This is a genomic window from Candidatus Brocadia sinica JPN1 (assembly GCF_000949635.1).
GTDB classification, from domain to species: domain Bacteria; phylum Planctomycetota; class Brocadiia; order Brocadiales; family Brocadiaceae; genus Brocadia; species Brocadia sinica.
Genome location: NZ_BAFN01000001.1, coordinates 1,948,658 through 1,971,327, shown reverse-complemented (window position 1 = coordinate 1,971,327; position 22,670 = coordinate 1,948,658). Strand labels below are relative to the sequence as shown.

Sequence of the window (22,670 nt, the reverse complement as noted above, 5' to 3'; positions counted from 1 at the left end):
CTTTAGGTGCCTTCCTCCCATGAAGCAAGATACTTCTCTTGCTCTTTTGTAAGGGTATCAATAGCAACACCCATAGATTTTAACTTCAGACTGGCTACCCACTGATCGATCTCTTTAGGTACTTCATAAACCCTGGATACTAATTTACCTTTGTTTTTTACGACATATTCTGTAGCCAGCGCCTGGGTTGCAAAACTCATATCCATTACACAGGCAGGGTGGCCTTCCGCTGCGGCAAGATTAATGAGACGGCCTTCCCCGAGGAGATAAACAGATTTTCCATTTTTTAGCACATATTGGTCTACAAAATTACGAACTGCTTTATTAACCTTTGTAGCTATGGATTCTAAAGCAGCGATATCGATCTCCACATTAAAATGACCTGAATTGCAGACCATAGCCCCATTCTTCATGACTTCAAAGTGTTCTTTCCGGATCACATGGATATTCCCCGTTAAGGTGCAGAACAGATCGCCAATTTTGGCCGCTTCACTCATAGGCATCACCATAAAACCATCCATAGCGGCTTCCAAGGACTTAATCGGGTCGATTTCCGTAACCACAACATTCGCTCCCATACCCTTCGCCCGCATAGCTAATCCCTTTCCACACCATCCGTAACCGGCAATAACAAAGATCTTGCCGGCCAGCAGGCTGTCTGTCGCCCGGATAATTCCATCGATAGTAGATTGTCCGGTTCCATAACGGTTATCGAAAAGGTGTTTTGTATCGGCATCATTTACAGCAACAACAGGGATCTTCAGTGACCCGTCCTTCTCCATGGCTTTTAACCTTATCACGCCGGTAGTTGTTTCCTCCATGCTCCCGAGAATTTGCGGGATGAGTTCCTTTCTTTCTTTATGGATGGCCGAAACAAGGTCGGCGCCGTCGTCCATTGTGATGGTTGGTTTATGATCCAGCGCCGATGTAATATGCTTGTAATACGTTTTGTTATCTTCTCCCTTGATAGCGAAGACAGGGATTCCGTAATCCTTTACCAAAGAGGCAGCGACATCGTCCTGGGTGGATAAAGGATTCGAGGCGCAAAGGACAATATCAGCCCCTCCAGCCTTGAGCGTCCTGGCCAGATTTGCTGTCTCAGCTGTTACATGAAGGCATGCCGACATTTTCATTCCCTTCAAGGGCTTTTCCTTTTCAAATCTCTCCTTTACCTGTGCCAGAACAGGCATATCGTTATTTGCCCATTCAATGCGTTTCTTGCCACCCAAAGCAAGATTTCCGTCTTTAATATCATAATTCATGAATTTCTCCTTTTATAAGATTACCTTTTCCCAGTGATATAATTTACCATCAATAGTTTTCGATGTCAAGTTCAGTAATACCAATCCTACCAATTTCCTATGTATGAGTTTTACTTCCTCACTGTATGTCTCAAATCGAAGGCGGAATCAACAATAAGGGGATACACCTGAAACTGAAATCGCTCAATTTCAGTTTTAGATTAAGAGGGTCTGAGCATTTGGGATTAAAGAACGTGTAATTTACTGACTTTGCGGAAGTGGTATCCATAAACTGCAAGAGTAATGGATAATGGTAATAATTCGCGACGGTGAAAGTACGTCCACAACAAGAGTTCCCAAAATTGGACGCGTTCATTGCCCAGGATACCGAGGTGGTAGATGGCGCGAAATAACGCCAGTATATGATTGAATGTAAATTGAGCTTTAATCTTTGGCGCTTTATATTCCCGGAAGAAGGTCTTTATGCGCTGATAATAGTTTTCGGGAGAATAAATGTATCTCAATATATTTTTATATCCTTCCCGGAATGTATCAATGTCCATGGTAGGAATAATGTTCGTTGTACCGTCTACATTGTCCCCCGACATCTGCCCAAGCAAACGCCCCTCCCGCTTTAGACGTTCATAGAGCTTTGTCCCTGCCGGAGCCTGAAGCAGGCCAATCATCGCCGACACAATCCCGCTTTTCTGTATAAAATCAATTTGTCGCTGAAAAATGGATGGCGTATCATTGTCAAAACCTACGATAAAGCCTGCTTGTACTTGCAGTCCGGCTCGCTGAATACGCCGCACGTCTTCAATCAGGTTACGGTTTTTGTTCTGTTTTTTGTTACATTCCGCCAGGCTATCCGTATCCGGCGTCTCAATCCCCACAAAAACCGCGTCGAATCCTGCGTCAGACATCATTTGCATCAGGGATTCATCATCAGCCAGGTTGATGGAGACTTCGGTGTGAAACGGTATTGACACATGCTCTCTTTGCCATTTAATTAAAGCAGGCAGCAATTCGTTCTTGAGGTCTTTTTTGTTTCCAATGAGATTATCATCGACAAAGAATACGGGTCCACGCCACCCCAGACGATAGAAACTGTCCATCTCAGCAACAATTTGTTCGGCAGTTTTGGTACGTGGACTTCGCCCAAACAATGCCGTCACGTTGCAGAACTCGCAGTGGTATGGACAACCACGGGAGTACTGTATGCTCATCGAGGCGTATTGTCTCAGATCGGCTAATTCCCAAAGAGGCGCCGGTGTTTTTCGAATATCAGCGAAATGAGATGTGCTGTAAGTACGCCTGGCGCAATTATTCTTCAGGTCTTCCAAAAAGGATGGCAGGGTCATCTCTGCTTCATTGAGTACAAAATGATCGACATCCTCAAATTGTTCATGTTCGCTCGTGAATAAAGGCCCTCCGGCAACCACTTTGACATTGGCTTCCCTGCAACGCCTGATAATATGCCGAGCAGATATTCTTTGTACAACCATACTACTGATAAACGCATAATCCGCCCATGCAAGATCTTTATCCGTGAGCCTTGTCACATTGACGTCGACCAAACGCTTTGACCACTCTGGCGGTAGCATTGCAGCAACTGTCAGGAGTCCTAGTGGTGGAAAGGATGCCTTTTTGCGTATAAACTTAAGTGCGTGTTTGAAACTCCAAAATGTATCGGGGAACTCAGGGTATATCAATAGTATATTCATTATGCTTCCTTAATATTTTCGGTCAGATATAAGGAGTAAGAAAAAATTTTCTTCCGTAATTTATCAAAGTTTGTAACCGCTAATCGGAAAATGCTGAAAAAATATATATACCGTACCATTAATCATTCTTTTTCTTTATGAAAAGTATATTATTATAACATAAACAAACGCAATATAAAATGTAAAAGATAAGCTTGCGGTTTTAGACTATTCAATGTACGTTTAATTTCCGTATTTACAATTATCATCGTAGATTTTTTCTATCAAGTTCATTTTCCAAATGAGCAAAATAACGGTCAGCCACCTCATTGTTGGGGGCAAGCTCAAGAACCCTTTGATACCAATACATGGCCGGTTTTTTCTTGCCAATTTGGCGATAGATATGACCAAGGTTCAAACGTACCCTGACTTTCAGAAGGTCGTTTCCCCCCGCCAAAAGATCTGCTTTTCGATAGTTTTCGATTACAAAATCATAAAGATCTGCACGATAATATTTCGCCAACGGCCATATCGTGTCCGCAGACTCTTTATAAAAAAGTGCAGATTTCTGGTTCCACTGTTTTCCCCAATTCAAAAGTTCGACAGCTTCATCAGCCTTTCCCTCACCATCAGGCATTCCATTTGGTTTTTTGGTCCAACACACCCATTTAGACCACAAAAGCCAGGCCACAGTTGTATACGTGTCAATATCCCGGCGATCAATGTTGACGATTTGATAACCGAGACGAATAGCCTTATTGTAACTTCCCTGTGGACTATCATACTGTTGGTTATCCAGATAAAACCCCATACACTCTCTCAATAGACCTGTATCGAACTGATTCTTTAGATCCTGAAGCACCCTTTCACCGTATTCATAAATAGCCATATCTGAATCAGAATCTTCCGGCCCTTTCCCAATCGCAAAAGAAAAAACGGAGGTCAGAAGAACAATGAACAAGACACCTGCTATGGAAAATAGTAAACGCATAGGCATAACTCCTTAAAAAAAAAGCCTTACTGCCAGGATGTTCGGTAAACACATCTTCGGCAGTAAGGCTATCTTTTCTTTCCTTACTTCCCTGTAAGTTTAAGACCCTTTTACTTTGCGTCCCCTGATCGCCCAGGGTTTGCCCTTATCGAAGTATATGTATAAATAGATATAAACGATATTATTGTCAAGCAAAAACACAAAATGCATGCAGGCCGACTGGGAAATTGTTCGTACCTGCTACAAAAATTCCTTATGACGCGCCGTTATAATGTTACGGTGTATCCCACACCGAAACCCATAGAGGCTATCATTCTACTTCGGTTTAAAATTGAACTTCTGTCCTCCCACCGTCGCCTCAAACATTAAACCACTCTCCGACAAGGTGAAGATTGCCACACCATGATCATAATCAGCATCTGTTGAAGCGCCGGAAGTTGAAGCAATAGCAGAAGCTTGGGCACCGGGCTTGAAGTTTCCCTTTTTGAAATCATCAAGGGTTTCTTTGTCTTTAAAAAATACAATCTCACTATATGTTTGTCCGCCAAACTGGAGACCAATAGTCACTTGTGTCAAGCTTGATGTACCGATAAATCCACCTTGCTCATACACTTCACCAGTACCATGAGCAGCTCCAATACCAATGCCACCTTTTGTGATAGTGGGGAATACCGCATAACCGTAGGCTTTTTCAAAATAGACCGTCAAATGTGGATAGTGAGTTTTAAAATTCCTGATAACTTCTTCAGTCGGAGTATTCATCGACAATTGGCTTTTTACCGGTTCATCTTCTGCCGATGGTTTCCAGCCTGCGTAAACAGGCGCAATAAGCAGTAAAGTAACGATCAGTATAAAAAAAGTTATGATAATTTGTTTTTTCATAAATTGTATCTCCTGTTTTTATGATGATTGAATGAGGCATTCCTTAAAACCCAAAACGAATTGAGTTCATTATTGGACCGACACCTTTGTCTCACACTCACTATTTATCCTCTTACTTTATTCCTTTTTTCACTCCTGGAAAAGCCTTTTCAGTTTTTCAGGCATAGGGATTGGCTTGCGGTTGGCATTGAGGCATGCGAGCCTTGAAAAACCCTCAACGATGAGTTTATTATCACCCTCGCAAATTACTTTATGGTTAAATTCTACAGTGGCATGTTTCAGTTCAGAAATCCAGGTCTGAATAATGAGAATGTCATCATAGTGGGCGGGAGAACGAAACCGGCAGTGGGCCTCGGTGACGGGAAAGTAGATCTGCTCTTTTTCCAATTCCGAATACGGCAATCCAAGATTTCGCAAATATTCCGTCCGACCCATCTCAAAATACGTGAAGAAATTGCCGTAATAGACGATACCCATCTGGTCGGTTTCCTGATAACGGACACGGGTCTTAATTTCGTGAATCTTCATAGCGAGTTCTTAAATTACTTTGTATGAGACCTCTCACTTACTCATTTTCTCCTTGACTAAAACATTATAAAAACTAAACTGATTTTATGCGAAACTCTGCAAAATTCAAGTATTTTATAATAAGTAAAAAATTCCGCAGGAAAGCATATGGGTATCAAAGAAATTGAATTAGCTATTACACAACTTACACCTGAAGAATTATCCCAGTTTACTGCTTGGTTTGAAGAATTTCAAGCACGGACCTGGGACAAGCAAATCGAAAAGGATATAGAAGCAGGGCGGCTGGATAAATTGATCAAAGAGGCAGAAGAAAACTTTAAAGCTGGACGGTGCAAACCGCTTTGAAGCATTACACGACTCCTGAATTTTGGCGTTACTACCAGCGACTTCCGAAGGAAGTTCAAGAACTCGCAGACAAGAACCAAACCAAGGATTCCGAGATGACATCGTAAAAAAGAAAAAGGCACGGTTTTTAAATCGTGCCTTTAAAAAAAATGATGCGTTGTATTTTTATTTCTGAACGCTCTTGCTCAGTTGATGAAATCCTGCCGGCATACATTCACTTTCTGCATGCCATAAGATAGGAATCACTGTAAACGTGCTGGTTCATGATGATCTCTGCAGTTATTCCAGCGTCCATTAAGTCCTTATCAAGCACATCCATCACTGCGGCATCCAATCCGTATGAAATCCCCATCGTCAGGAATGTCCTGGCCAAAAGCCTTTTTTCCTTCGTTCCCTGTGAAAAGTTACTCAGCCCGACATTTCTGTGCGGTGGCGGATCGGAAATCATTTTAATCTGATTGAAGATGTCAAACATGAGAGCCGGTTGCTTCTGGTCAACATTAATAGGAAAGAGCACGGGATCAATATATATCTTTGACAGTTCAAACTCATGCTCCACTGCCTTTTCTACGATCTTCATAGCAATCTCCATGCGTCTTTCAACATCCTGAGGAATACCACATTTGTCCATTGTAAGACAGATGAGAGATGCATTATGCTCTTTGGCAATGGACATATACTTATCTAATTCTTCCGGATCTCCCTTTGAAGAATTAATCAAGACCTCATTCTTGATCACCGATAAACCCGCCTTTACGACATCAAATTTCTGGCTATCAATGGCAATCGGTGTCTTTACCGTGTCTTGAATAACTTCAATCAGCCATTTCATTGCCCCAGCAGGATCAGCCGCAGCCGTCCCCACATTCACATCCAGAAAACTCGCTCCGGCCTCCGTCTGTTTTATCGCAAGCTCTCTTATAGCCTTCGGATCCTTATTCTTTATCGCTTCTCGCACATCTTTAAACATACCGTTGATGCGTTCAGCTATAGAAATCATCGTATGTTTACCCTTTCTCTTTAAAATTATAACAGTTCAGTTCACCGCAAAGGCGCAAAGAGCACAAAGTTTAACATTAGCCAAAAGTTGTAAGTTCAACTTAGATCTTACAATTTATAACTTTCTTTGCGTCTCAGCAGTTCACTATTACATTATTTTAATATAAACGATCAATACACTTTTTTACTGCTGCAACGGCCCTGGGATGATTCATGCGAATAATATCAGCGCCCGACTGCAAAAGGCTGACAGCCGTAATGGCCTCCCATATCGGGCCTCTTTCATCACGCGGGCCCCACTGCGGAACCTCGCTATCGTCTGATTTTGCCTCTTTGGTTCGCCATGCCTCATGTCCAACATCGCAGATTACCGGCATGGACATCATCTTGTCTCCGGTAAGTGCGGCTAACCGTTCACGTTCCTGGATAGAATAGGTATACTCCATGCCGTAACCCAGCGCACCGGTTGACTGGAACATTACTATTCGATTAAGCGGAAAGTCCATTTCTGAAACAAGGATGTTAACCTGTTTTGCGATATTAATATCTACAGGCGCCAAAGTAATAAGACTGTGTCCATCAGCAAGACAGGTGGCTGTAAGGGTCTTATAGTTATCCTGCGTAACAACCCCCATCAAACAATTTTCTCCTTTCGCTGCCTGGCTTACCTTGGGCATTACCTCATTATCTTTTTCGTCATGTTCGCACCCCCAAATAAGCAAGGGTACACCCACCGCAGCGAGTATGGATTTTACCACCATCACCGCATGCTCTGCGCTTTTATCACCTTTATCGGGGTGAATTCCTTCCAGCTTCAGACAAATCAAATCCGCTCCATACTGTTCTACACATTTTTTTGCCCACTGTGCCGGATCGTTGAGAACATCCGCAAAAGGCTTGGACAAGGTTTCAGGCCAGTCCTCCGGTGGTGTATCATAGACATCCATTGCAACTACAGGTTTATGACCGGGGTTCCCTTCAAAATCCATAAAAGGGATACTTTTTGCGCCACCAATAGTAATTGTCTTCTGCCGGCTACCCCCTTTATCTTTTGTCGCGCCGAGGGTAATTTCATTAACACCGCCAGACCACTTGTCCGCTACATTTGGTATTTCCATTCATTAATCTCCTACTATCCATCAAAAAACCGAACCACAGAATATACAGAGAAAAAAACTTTAAAGAATCCTTCGATTCTCTTTCAGGCAAAAGCTTGAGCACGCATTTCTTTTTCTACCACTACAAACAACCAGCCGTGCTTTTTCCGATCATGCTTGCCGGCAAATGCTTTTGTAAGAACTTACCCAGTTTTTGATATAACTCATTTTCACGGGAAATTTCAAATACAGATGCCCCACATGCTGCCGTATCGTATACCTCCTGATCAAAGGGGAATATTGCAGATATCTCGATTCCCACACTATCTAACTTCTGTTGGAGATTCTCGTGGATACCGTTCCTGGGCACCCGGTTTAACACACAGAACTTTTGCTTAATCGTGATTGGGAGTGAATCAGCCAGCGCAAGGATACGTTGCAAGGTCAATGCCCCTACAATCGTAGGTTCACTTACAATCATCAGGAGATCCACATTATTGGTCGTCCTGCGGGAAAGGTGTTCCATCCCTGCCTCATTATCAGTAACAACAAACGGGTAGGTTGTTCCTACTTTATCCAGATATTTGCGAAGAAGATTATTGACATAGCAATAGCACTTCGGGCCCTCCGGCCTGCCCATCGTTAAAAGATCGAATTTCTCTTTTTCAATGATGGATTCCTCGATAGCATACTCAATATATCTGTCTTTTGACATCCCGGAAAAGTCTACCTTTTTTTCAACAATATCTTCGCGTATATCAGCAACGGTACTTTGTATATGCAATCCAAGCAATGCGCCTAAAGAGGCATTGGGATCAGCGTCTACAGCCGACACCGGTTTACCAAGCTCTTCGGTAATATACCGGATAATAAGGGCAGAAAGGGTTGATTTACCTGTTCCACCCTTTCCAGCTACTGCAATATTAAAAGCCATAGAAAATTCCTTTGTTATGGAACCATCAACTCTTCTGCAACTGATGGAAATTTTTCAATATCGGTATGAGGTAAAAAATTTGCCGACATATATTCTTCCATATACTTATTGTTACTCATAAGGTCAAAATAGGTCATCTTTGACGCAATTGTCTGTGCCACTTCATAGGCATCCTTGTAAAACAAAGACATCTTTGCGCCAATTACAGAGGTGTTCCCTACAAATTGTACCTTTGAAACAGAGATATCAGGGAGCATCCCAATCGTAATGGCGCTCCGTATATCTAGATAATTACCAAAACCGCCCGCCAGGTATACCTGTTCAATATCATTGACACCCATACCCATGGATTCAATTAAGGTGGAAATTGCCGAGTATATGGCTGCCTTTGAACGGATCAGGTTTTGGATGTCGGCCTGTGTAATAACAATGTCCTTTTTTGTAGCAGTTTCATTCTTGTCCACCAGAATGAATTCATACCCGTCATCCGTTTTTCTGAAACGTTCTGTATCTATCCCTTTCTGGAAATTTCCCGTCCTGTCAATGACCCCGCTTCTCACCAAATTAGCCAGGCAATCCAATAATCCTGAACCACAAATTCCGCTTGGAGGGGTATTTCCGATTGTTTTACAAACGACATCAAAATTTTTTGTGATGGTTACCTTTTCTATAGCGCCCTTTGCTGCACGCATCCCGCAGGAAATGCCACTGCCCTCAAAAGCCGGGCCTGCTGATGCAGAACAACACACCATCCAGTCCTTGTTGCCAAGCACAATCTCACCATTTGTGCCAATATCAATGAGAAGGGACACAGCATCGACCTTGTCCAGCCGGATAGCTAATACGCCGGACGATATATCCCCTCCAACGTATGCCCCTACGCAGGGCAGCGTATACAACAAACCATTGCCATTAATTTTTATGCCTACATCATCAGCCTTGATTGGAGGCACAAAACTAGCGGAAGGAAGATACGGCTCTCTTCGGATATTTGTGGGATCGAGGCCAAACAAAAAATGCGTCATTACGGTATTTCCGGCGCAAACAACAGCGCCAATATCATGGATACTTAACTTATTCCTTTTGACAAGAGTTGAGATCAGATGATTAATATCTTCGACCAATACCTCTTGCATAATTTCCATCGCATTGTTTTGTACAGCATAGATAATCCGCTGAATATAGTCGTCTCCATATTTTATCTGGGAATTATACGTTGCTTCAACATCTATGGTCTCAGCATTAGAAAGGTTCAGGAGATGCGCAACTACGGTGGTCGTACCCACATCCACGGCAATCCCAAAATTCTGTGCACTCACGTCCCCTGCCTGTACTTCCATAATCTCCACTGAAGAGCCCCTGTATCCCAGAGTTGCTGTAACCTTCCAGTGAGCGTCTCTCAAAAGTGTGGGTAAGCGTTTTAAAACAGTTAAATTTGTTGCCAAAACTTCCCAAGGAACATTAGCATGGACCATAACACCCTGACAGAGTCGTTCATAATCAGCCATGCAATCGTCCAAACTCGGTGGTGATAATTCAAGGTATATCTTTCTCACTAACGGCTTTTTTTCAAATTGTTCCAGCCCCGAAGTTGCTGCGGCCAATGATCCCGAAAACTGCGGGTAATCGCTAATGAGGATTTGACTCTTATCGAGTTTTGATTCTTCAGGTATCAAAACTTCCAGGTCACCCATAACCTTTGTCCTGCAAGCAAGAACGTATCCCTGCTTAGCCTCTGCTTCAGAGATGTGGGTAGTGGGCAAACTATCCACTTTTCCCGTATTCAGGATTACCTTACATTTTCCGCAGGTACCGTCTCCGCCACACAAGGCATTAATAAATAAATCGCCTTTATATGATGCATCCAAGACGGTCTTTCCCTTTTCGATTTCAACGCTTACATCGCCAGGAAGGAAGTGTACTTTATAGCGTGAGTTTTCCAATGTCATATACAATAAAATTTGCGCTAAGCCCGCCAAACAGTTTTCAGATAAGAAGGAAGCCCGGACGCTTCTCTGGGTCCAACCAATATTTCCCAGCCAAGGGTCTCCTGCAACTTTCCGGACATCACGGCTACGAGTCCTGGAATGATTAATTTCTTGTGCTTTACTTTCGTCTCCACCTTCGCATCGGCCATGGCCTTAGCCACAACTTTATCATTGAGCTTATCCCCGGAATAGGCAGTCAATACAGAAGTCCCACCGGTATCCACTGACAATATAAATGCAGGAATACGACTCGACTCAACTTCGCCCTCAACAGTGTAATAGGTAAGAGAAAAGTTTGTTGTGAATAAGACAGGGGCATCTTCTTTAGCGTCACCCACAGCATATAATTTCGGTTCAACCTGGATTGGTTTTTGTGGATCGGTAAAAATATTTGTCCTGGCAGTAAGCAACGGCATAATTGCCCAAGGATCACACACATTAACAGCGACTATGCCGGCATACTTAAGCAGATACGTGCTTGCCAGTGAAATTTCCTGAAACGGGTCTTCATCACAAACAAAGGCAATCATGGGAAATCCCAGTGCACGGAAATTCTTTTTCAATGCTGCCCGCCTTACCTTGGTCAGTTTCTGAAGCATCTCTTTCGGGTTATTTCCGCTCACATCCAACACGATCTCTTCAACGCCTGCCTTTTTTGCATGGTCGGCAAGGTCGGCAAGCTCCTCAAGCGTTGGAGCCGTCACGGTCATCGGACAGGCCTTTTCCTTTGCTAATGCTGCCATAGACTCACAGTTCGCGGCATTTGCACCATGGATCAAAGGTCTCTTTTCAGCACAGGATGCCAGGGCTGCCTTCATGTTTTCAACAGATGTACTACTTAAAATGATGCTCAGATGAGAACCAGCGCTGACTTTTTTTGCCGCCTCAGCAAATTTCTCAGCATTATTGCTCTTGTTAATAATGGCAACCAAATCAATCTCTGTCTCTGTGCCAACACGTGCAATTTTCAAACTGTTAATCTTTTTCAAACGGTCGTTAAAGGCCGTTTCACTCAAATCATCATTGATAGTAACGGCCACCCCAGTCGGATGATAAAATTTCTCCTCGTGCCTGAACAAGACATTTTCCTCACCGACCTGCACTTGTTTGGCACCCGTTCCGACAGTTACCAATTTAATTGGAGGTGCAGCCGCTGCTCCCAAAACCCTCTTAGCATCTTCACTTACGTCAGGGCAATCAGACAAATTTGCTTTTTTTTGTGCCAGTTGCATAGCAAATGCCAGGCATGTGGGCCTTCCACATTTTTTACAATTTGTTTTGGGCAGTAGTTTGTAAATGTCTAATCCAGTTAGTGCCATTCTTTACTATCCTTTCACATATAAATTAATTTGCATAGCATCAAACGAAAAACCACCTGATTGTCTTACCGGTAAGAAGTGGACAAAAAGGTGGCTATAAAACACAAACATTTTTCATTTTATATTGGGGAATTACCATACATTATAATTTTAAGTCATCGCTCGTCTGTATAATTTTGCTGACTAATCCGTATTTGAGAGCTTCCTCGGCAGACATCCAGAAATTTCTTTTGGTATCTGATTCCACTTTTCCCATTGTTTGCCCCGTTTCCGCAGAAATCAACCGGTTGATCTTTTCCCGGCATTTGAGTATTTCACCGGCTTCAATCTGGATATCAGCAGCAGTTCCATGGATACCCGTTGAAGGTTGATGAATAAGGACGCGGGCATTGGGCAAACTAAATCGGTTTTCCCTTTTTGCACCAAGTAAGATAATCACGGCAGCGCTGGCCGCCACCCCCGCGCAGATGGCTTTTATTTTTGGCTTTACAAACCGCATCATATCGTAGATTGCAAAACCTGCATCGGCGTCTCCTCCGGGGGAATTAATAAACATTTTAATATCTTCATTACTTTCCCCTTCAAGAAGTATGAGTTGTGTCATGATCTGTTGTGCCATTTTTTTGTTCACCTCGTCCGAGACCATAACCGTACGTGTTTTTAATAACCGTGAGATCAGATCCCCGCCGGAACGTTTTTCCTTCTCTTCACTAGCACCCTCATCCTGATTACTTGCAACTTGTCCCTTTCTCAGGAAAGGGATTGGCATATCAACGATCATGAATAGACTCCAGAATTAAAGAAATAAGTTTTATAAATAAGCATTGAGCATTTAGAACATCGGCGCTAAGGCAAGCGCGGGATGATTGACCTTTTGCATGTATGTCAGCACCTCTTCCTCGGTCTGCGCTACCGTTTCATCAGCTATCTTATTGAGGAAATCCTCAAGACCCAATTCCTCAGCTGTTTTGGCAAGAGTTTCTGCCAGCTCCTCCTTTAGCGCCTTGGGCATCCACACAACACGAGTAAGACCACCATCTGCGGAAATAAATTTTCTGCTGCCCAGATAGAACTTGCTATGCCCCATAAACCCCGGTGTTTGCAATCCACCGCCAACAGTTCCCGCAAGTGTGGAAAATTTCATACCGCAAGGCGTCATCTCAGTAAAGTCACGGTCTACCACCATTATCCCGTTGGTCATAGGTAGCATGGCGGAAATGCACTCAAAGCAACCACAACTCGTCATAGGATCTGTCATGATGCTGTACAAACTCACCTTCTCAAGCGACCGGTTCGAGCCATTGAATATAAATGAATTCGTTCCTTCCCACTGCCCCAATCTTTCGTCAACCACCCTTCCCCGTTCTATCGGCTGATTCGGGCCAGTAGGATTAATTTCATACCCAGCCTTTCCATCCAGCCAGCTCACAGAACCGCATAAACCTGAGCGTTCCGGGGTTACAACACAAATATGTGTAGGCGCAAAGCTTTGGCAGAGCGTGCAACTATAAAACATGCCCACAGAGTCATCGGTCATACCTTTCAACCGTGCATCACGCTCTGTATATGCAGCACGTACATCCTTTAATAATCTTTCCACGTCCTCCCTTTTCGTATACAACGTCACCTGTACCTTATCCAGAATGGCCCCAAAATCACCATGAAACTTCGCATGAATAATATTACCAATATGTTTAATCCTGAAACCCGCCTTAAAGGCCTCCTTACTGATACGATGACGAATAATATCTCTCTGCCCCATGTGGAATAATCCCTGAGCCTCACCCAGGAAACGATGCATCTGCCGTTCAAAGATAGGTTCAAAATCAGGCTGCATCTTTCGACCGTATACTTCAACCATAATACCAAGAGACACACCCGGACCCGGCTTAATTTCATCCAGATCAGGCCCTATAACTTGAATTTTACCATCCTCTACCTCATGGCTTTCCTTGGTACATACATATTCAAAAGCAGGTGTACCAGGACCTCCAACTTCAATTTGCATATCTTCCTTTCGAATACGCTCACCCTCGAAAGCCGGGCCATAAGGCACAGGAATATCCATCTTATGGATGGAAATCTTTAACCCGCGCACCTCCACGCATTTATCAACTATCTTATCAACAGGCACCCTTGAAACCACGTGCTCATAGGTACACACACCTGTTGGTAATATTTCCGGAATATCTATGTTTGTAATCGTCGGGAAACCGTAGTTTATAGCGCCTGCAGCGTTCGCATATTGTTCGTCTGTCACTGCGGTCCCTAATGCAAGGACAAATGCAAAGATACGGTTCTTGTTGTAAAGGAGATTCCTTCTGAAATCGCCAGGAGGCACATTTCCAAAGGAAAGGGCAGCCCTGTTTGCAAAGCCAAGAGAATATACCGCAGCCGAGGTCTCTTTGCCAAAGGGGACAAGCCGGGTATCCCATCCCATTTGTACTCCTTTTTCTGCGAGTTGCTCAGCGAAAGACACCCCGAAATTATTTGACTGAATAAATACGTAAAGATTCTTTTGCTGGAGTTCCCTGGCAATTTTCACAGCCGTGTCTGCATCAGGCGCACACCCTACAATAGCAGCAAAACCAGGAGCTGTACCGTCTACGAATTCTATACCACGTTCACGCATGATGACATCATCTGCCGCCCCCAACCATATTCCATCCACAGGATGCGGTCCAATTAAATATTTACAGGCCTCATATACCTCTTCTGCAAAGAGGGTAGCCATACCTGCATCTAATGTATGACCCAGGTAAGGAACCCAATGTTTATCGGCAGGCAACGGAGGCAACATACTCCTTGCCAATCCCAACACATGGACACAATCTTCCAGCGTTTTTACCGCAATGCCGGTCATTGAGTAAATGATTGGCAAATAATAGGCTGTATTGGGAAATTCCACTTTACAATCACGTCCTTTTTGCTCAATTGCCTCAGCCAGCTTTTTATCAGCCTTATCAACAATTTGATATGCACCGCGGATGGCGGCAGAACAGATGATTTTTGACATAAAAAATTACCCCTTTTTAATTTTTTATTAATGATGCCCGGGAGCAGGCTTACACTCCCTTTCCAATGCCCTTCTTTCAGCCATATCGTACAGTTTTCTCTCCTTTTTCACGTTTATGCCAAGCGCATCCCTCTTCTTTTCTATATGATCCATTACCATCCTGGCTATTTTCTCGAAATCCTTCTCGAAATCCCACCTGGCGCCCACCATCTCTTCCAACTCCTTGGTAAGCAACCTTTGCATGCCAAGCGCTCCCGCCACCGGTGTATTCATGCCAAATACCGTATAAACACCCGATGCAACAAAATACTGCCCGATGGCAATTGCCTTTTCACTCATCCATTCCAGACATACCCCTGCAACAGGCAAATCGCTGATATCATTTCCCAAACCCCCTTCTTTCGCCATCTCGGACACTGCTATGAGGATACGACTGTTATCCACACAAGCGCCAGAATGTAAAACGGGTGGTATCCCCACAGCTTCACAAACCTCCCGAAGGCCGGGACCGCAGGCGTCCTTTAGCTCCGGCAACATCAACCCGCCGTCAGCGCATTGTCCTGCAGCACAACCAGTTGCAACCACCAGCACATCATGAGCAATAAGTTCCTTTGCGAGATTTACATATGATTGAACGCCAGGACCCATACGCGGACTTGTGCAACCTGCAATCCCAACAACCCCCCGTATTCTTCCATTTATTATGTTATCATTTAAAGGCCGATAACTCGCCCTGAATCTCCCGCCCAACATATATTTGATCGTTTCATGGCTAAAACCAGCAACAAGATTAGGCTCTGCACCGGCGGGTATAAACACTTTATTATTGTCACGGTTTTTATAATTATCTATTGCCATATGCAGAATCTTCTTTGCCGCATCAAGCGCATGTTCATCACTAAACTCTACATGCTCTGCACCGGTTATTTTTGCCTTTGATAATGTGGTAACTACCTTCGTGTGGAAGTGTTTTGCTGTCTCCACAATTGCCTGCATTACACATTGTATGTCCACAACCATTAACTCAACCGCGCCCGTGGAAATCGCAGGCTCCTGCATAGTCATATGCCCGGCCATCGGAATTCCATGCCTGACAAGGAGTTCATTTGCCGTACAGCACAGACCCGCAATCACTATGCCTTTAGCCCCTGTCGCATGAACAGCCCTGGTAATCTCAGGGTCGCTGGAGGCCATAACAACTGCCTCTGCAAGCTGCGGTTCGTGACCATGAACGATCACATTCACAGAATCCTTTTTGAGAACCCCCATGCTCGACCTCCCCTGAACAGGTTTGGGAGTGCCAAATAAGATATCCTGTAATTCTGTCGCTATCATACTGCCACCCCAACCATCCGCCAACGCCACACGCATAGCCTGCTTTGTCAGGTTTTTATAGTCCTGATCGCCGCCTATCCCTGTTCTATGGAAGCTCTCGCACACTTCCCTGTCTATAGCCCTTGGCGCAATGCCGATTTTTTCCCATATTTTTTGACGGGCATCTGGCGCCCTCTTCAGAAACAACAAAGTACCGTAGGGTTTCCCAAACTCCATCAGCGCCATTTCACCCACTTCTTCGGCAATCTCGTTTATTTTACGGTCCTTCGTCTTTACCCCGAAACACTCTGCTACCATCATAAGCTTATCGACGTCTTTAATCCTGTATCCCGGCGCCTCACCCCTTGCCGTGGCGACCAGGAGATGCGCTACCGCACGCCCGTGATCCGAATGGCAGGCAGTTCCCGCTCCGCTCATTCTCAGAAAGTGTCTCCCCGCAAAGGTATCGGCATCGGCACCACAAATACCCTTCTTTGGCCCTTTGCCGAATGGGTCGATATTGCATGGCCCATAGTTACAATGACGGCAGCATAACGCAAGACTACCGTATCCGCATTGTGGAAGCTGCGCCTGATATCTGTCATACATGGTTTCCACTTTCATTTCCTTCATTCTATCAAGCATCACTTGGTCTACTGTCTTTTGTTTTTCTTCCATAACTTCAACCTCCTTTGCTATGTTCACGAATGCCAGGCTGACTACCATAACTACAATCAACTATGAAATCAGACTGCATATTCACCACACGTATATGTGGAAATATAGAACAATACATTATAAAAATAAATACATGCAAATCAAGGGAAAATACAAACTTTTACGTGTCTTTTGTGCAACCTTCCAAACTGTTCTTTATTTGTCTTACTTCTGACAGCAACTGGGTATTTTCTGCAAAGACCGCCCTTCCCACAATGTCCGATTCAAGAATCTTGTCATTGTAGGAAATAAACCCTAAAACGGGAATACTCTGTAACCCATCTTTGATCAACGATCTGTGTCCATCGGATGCCACTTTGTTCCCTACGGCGTAAATCGACTTCAGACCTATGTCGTCTGCAAGTTTTTTGACCTGAAAAGCCGTCTGAATACTCTTGGAGCCAGGCTCTACGATTACAATCAATGCATTTACCGATCGCACGGTAGCACGGCCAAGATGTTCAACGCCAGCCTCCATATCTACAATTACGACCTCATCCCTTTGTACAATAAGGTGGCTAAGCAAGGCTCTCAAAAAAGCGCTTTCAGGACAGGCACACCCACCACCACCCCGCTTTATTGCTCCCAGCACCATAAGCTTTATTCCATCATGCTCCAAAGAAAGTTTTTCAGGCAAATCTGAAACCGTGGGGTTTAATGAGAAAAACTTTCCATATTCATCAGAAGCCCCTGTACGTTCCTTTATTAAATCTTTCATCTGGCTAATTGGCACTACTTCTGATACGTTTTTAATACCTAAAGTTGCAGCTAAATTCGAAACAGGGTCTGCATCTATCGCTATAACCTTTTTCCCATTTTCTGCAAAAACCTTTGCTAACGTAGCCACAAAGGTCGTCTTCCCAACGCCTCCCTTGCCAGAGACTGCAATCTTCATACATTATCACCCTCGCATTGATTTATGTAATGATTACTATTTACAAATCATAGTATATCAAAGTTTCATAAAGTTTACACGACAAATATTTCCAAAAAGAAATTCTTTTACGCCACAGACAACGCCTGAGTTAACCCGACCTTCGCAATTCGAGGGGTAGGCAAACCGCTAAGCCATGAAAATCAAGGGGTCATGTAAAAAGGTCGGCACTACAGACCGACCTATCCTGATGCATAAATCTTGGGCGGAGGTTGTTCAGGAAGCGTCAATCCCAATTGTGCCAAAAGGAGAACAACATCCTTTTCCGGCTGTGTATAGCGGCTCATGACAATGTGGCGACCATCCGTTGTCGGTAAATGAACGTCAATCATTTGAATGCTCGATAGTTTTTCCAAAATTGCTTCAGACGTCAACCCTGCGGCTCGTCCCCGCGCAAGATTTCGCAGCGTCGTGTGGAGACAGAATGCCAAAAAGGAGACAAAAATATGGGCTTCAATCCTCCTTTCCAATTGGTGCCATATGGGGCGGATGGAAAGCGATCCCTTTAAATCCTTGAATGCCTGTTCAATCCGCGTCAACAGCAAATAATTTTCCCACACGGTTTCTGGTGCGGTGGCTTGCATGTTGGAACGAAGCAAATAACGCCCCTCGCGCCGATACGCCTGCCTCAGGCGTTCCCGATCCAAACTGAACCGGAACGTATTTTCATTGACCGGCTCCTGCGGTTTGGGAATGGAAATATTGACCAATCTGAAGTCTCGTCCGGCTTCTTTCTTTAACGCGCCAATATGCATGAGCAGATCATCGCGCGTGAGGACCTTTCGATTGCGAAGTTCGCGCAAACCCGCCCACAAACGTCTGAGTCTGCGCCAACGCATGGAACGTTCCTTGGCCACCCGGTCCTGGCTTTCCACGTAAACGTAAAACTCCGACTCTTGCTGAAGAATTTTCACACGGACGCTTTCCCGCGCCTGCATCCACGTCTGTTCAAGCAACGGTTTTTCTACCCGCGTCAAATGCCCCTTCGGAGTACCAACCAAATAATCAATCCCCCGCTCACGCATCTTTTCCAACACCTCCTCCGTTGGAATACCTCTATCCATGAGCCAGGTGCGCCGAAATTTCCCATACCGCTTTTCTATCCGATCCAGAAACTCCTCTAATGTCGCAGTGTCTCTTGTATTACCGGGATATACTTCGTAGGCGACGGGAAACCCTTCCGGCGTCAATACCAACGCCACTACCACCTGCACACAATCCGAACGTTTGTCACGGCTGTACCCAAAACGTTTTTTACTCACAGCATCCGCCGCCGGCGGTTCACTCTCGAAATACGTACTCGTCAAATCATACAGCAGCACATCATACTTCGCGCCAAACAGCTTGCCCCATTGCCCTTTTAAAAAACCAAACAGCTCGTCGCGGTGCTCAAGCAGCAAATCCAAACAACGATACAGCTTATCCTTCTGTGCCAGCGAATCATCTTCCCCCAACAAATCTCCCATTGCGCTACGCACATACCACTCACGGTGAAAACGAAATTCGCTTCCCGGATCGATCAGCCGGTAACAGACAAGCGCCTTGAGCATATTCAGCCAGCTTGTCCCCTTCCGGCTTGATGGCAGACGACTCCTCCAAAAGATGTCCAGTTCCAACATATCCCACAAATATAATCCCAACCAACTTGCTCCCCATTGCCGGGGACAGCGCAATTCTATTTTGTCCAACCTCACCTGGACGGTCTCACAATCCGGTATGGGCAAGGCTTTCCGGTCGTCCGGAAATAATGCCACTTGTCTTGCTGTGGGCTTTTCACCCGCGACCGCCTCTATCGTCCGAACCCACCCCGCTCGCTGGTTGTCATTGAGTTCTCCCAGGTAGAGCACTTGTCGCTGTACCACTCTGCCTCCGCTGATCCGACGGTTCTCTACTACGCTCCAATACCGGTGGGTTTTCCCGTCTTTTGTCCGTGTCTTTTCTCGTAAAAACATGCGGACATTTTCTCACGCCACCGTGAAGTCGTCAAGAGGGTAGGTCGGCACTACAAGCCGTTTTTGAAATCGACCCCAGTAAAATCAATGGTTTCCAGGAGACAAATACCCAAAAATGACCTTTTTGGGGTGCGAATTGCGAAAGTCGGGCTAACGCACACAAATCAACAGATTGAGACAAATCTTGTCCTCGATTTATCTGTTCTGCTCATGTCACGAAATTGCACAAACGTACCTTTGAAATGGGAAAGAAATGAGACAATTCATCACAACAAAGAGGAATGAGGCAAACTCCGACATTTTTGTGTTATCGTTTATGCGGGTATGGAAGCGCGGCGGATTAGAAAAAGGCTGCCAGAGAAAACAACTTCGGAGAAAAAATTCACAGAATGTTATCTGTTATTCTTTGATAAACTTTGTGATTCCGGCATTCTCTGCCGCGAACTGAACAGTTACGGTCTTCTTAACCTTCAATTATTTTGGCTATATCCCAAACACCTTATGGGCAATGGTTGATGAATCCTCTTAAGGTCAGGAGGATTCTGGCCGTTTCAAGATAACCATTTCATGGCCGTCGAGTGGAATCCTGACGGCATGCCTTGAGCCTGTCACTTTTATAGTCACCTGCTTTTCGGGCCCCAATAAATTGACCATCTTCACTCCCGACGGGCTCAAATTTGCATCTACAGTAACAAAATCATTCCGGAAACTGGTATCCAGGTTCATAGCGATAAGGATCTCTGCGCTGTCAAGTATCCTTGAATATGCCAGCGTACACTTGCCATCAAGGGGGTGTCCGAAATCACTTCCATTCCCGGAAATTTCCCGGAAATACTGTCTCCCATAGCGCAGCGCCGGCTCTTCTTGCCTGATTGCAGATATCTTGGCAATACCCCGGTAGATCGGATGCTCCGGATTGAAAAAGTGACGTCCGGTGCTATCAAAAGCGCTCCATTGACCGCCAAACATGCATTCCCTGACATAGCTGTCATTATCTCCCCCACCATCAAAACCTTGCTCTGTCCCATAATAGATACAGGGCACTCCCTGACTGGTTAGCAGATATCCGATAGCAAGAACTGCCTGTCCTGGGTAAGAGTTATGATGCATAAAACGCCGGTATGGTCTGGTCATCTGGTCGTGGTTGTCTACGAATGTAACAAAGTAACGACCTGACTCCCCGTGATCTGCGTACAGCGTCTTGAACTGCTCGTACCGCTCACGCAGGGCAGAAGGCCTGACAAAACCTTTAATGGTTTCTTCAAGGATAAAATAGAGAGGAAAATCCAGAGCGGCATCAAGTGAGGGAAAGCGCTCATTCGTCCCTTCGACACGGCTGTTACGGCCAATATAGCTCTGTATGGTCAAATCATCACCCACTATCTCGCCGAAGATGAAGAAATTCTGTTTACCAATGCGCTTGGCATATTCACGTACCGCATTACAGAAAATGGCGGTTTCGCTCGATTCCATATGTTTTACCGTGTCCACCCGAAACCCATCAACGTCGGTAATAGCAATCCAGTATTTATAGACTTTAATGAGGGTATCCAGCACGGCGGGTTGATTGATATCCAGCTCTTTCAAACTAAGGAAGTCGCCGTTGATAGCCTCCGCCGGATCACTCCAATTTCTGATCTGCCCCCTCCTCTTATAACACTCATGACGCTGAAGTTCCTCGGGCCAGACGGCATCGTCTTCCTGAAATCCCGGCACAGGATCAACCTCTCGCCAGAAACCGAAATCAAAGGGACCATGCGCTTCTTTCCAAAAATAAAAGGGAAAATCACCCGGATACGCCCAGTTGTCTCCGGTGTGGTTGATGATAATATCCAGAATGACATACATATTTTTTTTGTGGGCCTGCCTGACCAGTTCCTGCAGATCCTCTTTCGTACCAAACCTTGGGTCTACCTCAAGGAAATCCTGGATACCATACCCATGATAGGTATCGTTTTTCTCCTGACGGTTTTTAAAAACAGGACTCAGCCATATCGCGTTGCTGCCAAGCCCCCGAATATAATCCAGCCGGTGGATAATGCCTTTGATGTTTCCTCCCTGGAATACCTTGCCCTGTTCAGGATCCCGCCCCTTGGGAGCAGATGCAGGGTCATAAGCGGGCAGATTTTGCTGATTATTGTCGAACCGGTCCACCAGCAGAAAATAGACAAACACATCCCGCCAGTCGCGAGGTGAAGGAAAGACTTTACCCCGTGGTTTGAAATCCAGTTCCCTTACCGATGTAATTTTGTTTGCCATAACCTAATCCTCCCTGATATGCACACAACCACGTTTTCTATGACTTTCCAACTTTATCCATTCCCGTATTTTCTTTGTTAGATTCATCAGCTTTCCCCTTACCACCGCTCTTTGATGCGCCTCCGGCAGAATCTGGCTTTTCGCCAAATTTCTGCACAACTTTACCTCCCATCAATATCCCCATGATTGTTATTACAGAGCTATCAATAGGCTGAAGTGTGCCACTCCTGGCGCTGTTAACGATCCAAATCACAAGCACACCTACCGTCCATAGCAAAAGCGCTAACCGGGTAGATGAAAAACCGCCATTCTCCTCTTGCAAGAATTCTTCAATCTTCATTTTCCCCTCCTTATCTTCGCAAAACCCAGACTGCTCTTGCCCAAATACAGCCCTCCTTTTTGTGCGAGGTTGCACAAAGGCGCTTGTTTTTATGAGTACTTGCATTATCAA

Annotated in this window: 18 protein-coding genes and 1 riboswitch; of the genes, 1 reads left to right on the top strand and 17 read right to left on the bottom strand. The window is 44.8% G+C overall.

Translation table 11 applies throughout. From position 1 onward, the window contains the following. Positions 1-2: 2 nt before the first annotated feature. The 5 genes from ahcY to BROSI_RS08740 form a co-directional block, all read right to left on the bottom strand. Positions 3-1,262, bottom strand: coding sequence for an adenosylhomocysteinase (ahcY, locus tag BROSI_RS08760; RefSeq protein WP_052563380.1), 1,260 nt, complete (start codon positions 1,260-1,262; stop codon positions 3-5). Between the two features lie 224 nt (positions 1,263-1,486). Then, positions 1,487-2,965, bottom strand: coding sequence for a B12-binding domain-containing radical SAM protein (locus tag BROSI_RS08755; RefSeq protein WP_052563379.1), 1,479 nt, complete (start codon positions 2,963-2,965; stop codon positions 1,487-1,489). 244 nt (positions 2,966-3,209) lie between these two features. Continuing rightward, positions 3,210-3,935 (bottom strand): tetratricopeptide repeat protein, encoded by a 726-nt coding sequence (locus BROSI_RS08750; RefSeq protein WP_052563378.1) that lies wholly within the window; start codon positions 3,933-3,935, stop codon positions 3,210-3,212. A 55-nt stretch (positions 3,936-3,990) separates the two neighbouring features. Then, a riboswitch (cyclic di-GMP riboswitch) is annotated at positions 3,991-4,089 on the bottom strand. 161 nt (positions 4,090-4,250) lie between these two features. Further along, positions 4,251-4,817 carry a lipid-binding SYLF domain-containing protein gene (locus BROSI_RS08745; protein WP_052563377.1) on the bottom strand — a complete coding sequence of 189 codons (567 nt, stop codon included), beginning with the start codon at positions 4,815-4,817 and terminating at the stop codon, positions 4,251-4,253. Between the two features lie 129 nt (positions 4,818-4,946). Next, a complete protein-coding gene (locus BROSI_RS08740; RefSeq protein ID WP_082059127.1) occupies positions 4,947-5,345 on the bottom strand; it encodes an acyl-CoA thioesterase in 399 nt (132 codons plus the stop codon). A gap of 147 nt (positions 5,346-5,492) precedes the next feature. Between BROSI_RS08740 and BROSI_RS08735 the strand changes: the two genes are divergently transcribed. Continuing rightward, positions 5,493-5,690 (top strand): hypothetical protein, encoded by a 198-nt coding sequence (locus BROSI_RS08735; RefSeq protein WP_052563376.1) that lies wholly within the window; start codon positions 5,493-5,495, stop codon positions 5,688-5,690. 214 nt (positions 5,691-5,904) lie between these two features. On the opposite strand, the gene BROSI_RS08730 is transcribed toward BROSI_RS08735, so the two are convergent. The 12 genes from BROSI_RS08730 to BROSI_RS08670 all read right to left on the bottom strand — a co-directional run bounded on the left by BROSI_RS08730 (position 5,905) and on the right by BROSI_RS08670 (position 22,559). Continuing rightward, positions 5,905-6,690 carry a dihydropteroate synthase gene (locus BROSI_RS08730; RefSeq protein WP_052563375.1) on the bottom strand — a complete coding sequence of 262 codons (786 nt, stop codon included), beginning with the start codon at positions 6,688-6,690 and terminating at the stop codon, positions 5,905-5,907. A 157-nt stretch (positions 6,691-6,847) separates the two neighbouring features. Further along, a complete protein-coding gene (locus tag BROSI_RS08725; protein ID WP_052563374.1) occupies positions 6,848-7,807 on the bottom strand; it encodes an acetyl-CoA decarbonylase/synthase complex subunit delta in 960 nt (319 codons plus the stop codon). 121 nt (positions 7,808-7,928) lie between these two features. After that, complete coding sequence (locus tag BROSI_RS08720) at positions 7,929-8,720, bottom strand: nucleotide-binding protein (protein ID WP_052563373.1); 792 nt, start codon at positions 8,718-8,720, stop codon at positions 7,929-7,931. A gap of 14 nt (positions 8,721-8,734) precedes the next feature. Next, entirely contained in the window at positions 8,735-10,669 is a 1,935-nt protein-coding gene (locus BROSI_RS08715) for an ASKHA domain-containing protein (protein WP_157842458.1), read from the bottom strand. A 17-nt stretch (positions 10,670-10,686) separates the two neighbouring features. After that, the gene (gene acsC / locus BROSI_RS08710) at positions 10,687-12,027 is read right to left on the bottom strand and encodes an acetyl-CoA decarbonylase/synthase complex subunit gamma (RefSeq protein WP_052563371.1); all 1,341 of its coding nucleotides are present in this window, start codon (positions 12,025-12,027) and stop codon (positions 10,687-10,689) included. A 142-nt stretch (positions 12,028-12,169) separates the two neighbouring features. Next, a complete protein-coding gene (locus tag BROSI_RS08705) occupies positions 12,170-12,808 on the bottom strand; it encodes an ATP-dependent Clp protease proteolytic subunit (protein ID WP_230400662.1) in 639 nt (212 codons plus the stop codon). Positions 12,809-12,859: 51 nt separating this feature from the next. After that, a complete protein-coding gene (gene acsB / locus BROSI_RS08700; RefSeq protein ID WP_052563370.1) occupies positions 12,860-15,043 on the bottom strand; it encodes an acetyl-CoA decarbonylase/synthase complex subunit alpha/beta in 2,184 nt (727 codons plus the stop codon). 27 nt (positions 15,044-15,070) lie between these two features. Continuing rightward, positions 15,071-17,035 carry an anaerobic carbon-monoxide dehydrogenase catalytic subunit gene (gene cooS, locus BROSI_RS08695; RefSeq protein WP_082059126.1) on the bottom strand — a complete coding sequence of 655 codons (1,965 nt, stop codon included), beginning with the start codon at positions 17,033-17,035 and terminating at the stop codon, positions 15,071-15,073. Between the two features lie 160 nt (positions 17,036-17,195). After that, positions 17,196-17,969 carry an ATP-binding protein gene (locus tag BROSI_RS08690; protein ID WP_052563368.1) on the bottom strand — a complete coding sequence of 258 codons (774 nt, stop codon included), beginning with the start codon at positions 17,967-17,969 and terminating at the stop codon, positions 17,196-17,198. Positions 17,970-18,190: 221 nt separating this feature from the next. Next, complete coding sequence (locus tag BROSI_RS08685; RefSeq protein WP_052563367.1) at positions 18,191-19,960, bottom strand: IS1634 family transposase; 1,770 nt, start codon at positions 19,958-19,960, stop codon at positions 18,191-18,193. A 531-nt stretch (positions 19,961-20,491) separates the two neighbouring features. Then, a complete protein-coding gene (locus BROSI_RS08675; RefSeq protein ID WP_052563365.1) occupies positions 20,492-22,219 on the bottom strand; it encodes an alpha-amylase family glycosyl hydrolase in 1,728 nt (575 codons plus the stop codon). Positions 22,220-22,256: 37 nt separating this feature from the next. Continuing rightward, complete coding sequence (locus BROSI_RS08670; protein WP_157842457.1) at positions 22,257-22,559, bottom strand: hypothetical protein; 303 nt, start codon at positions 22,557-22,559, stop codon at positions 22,257-22,259. Positions 22,560-22,670: the final 111 nt, after the last annotated feature.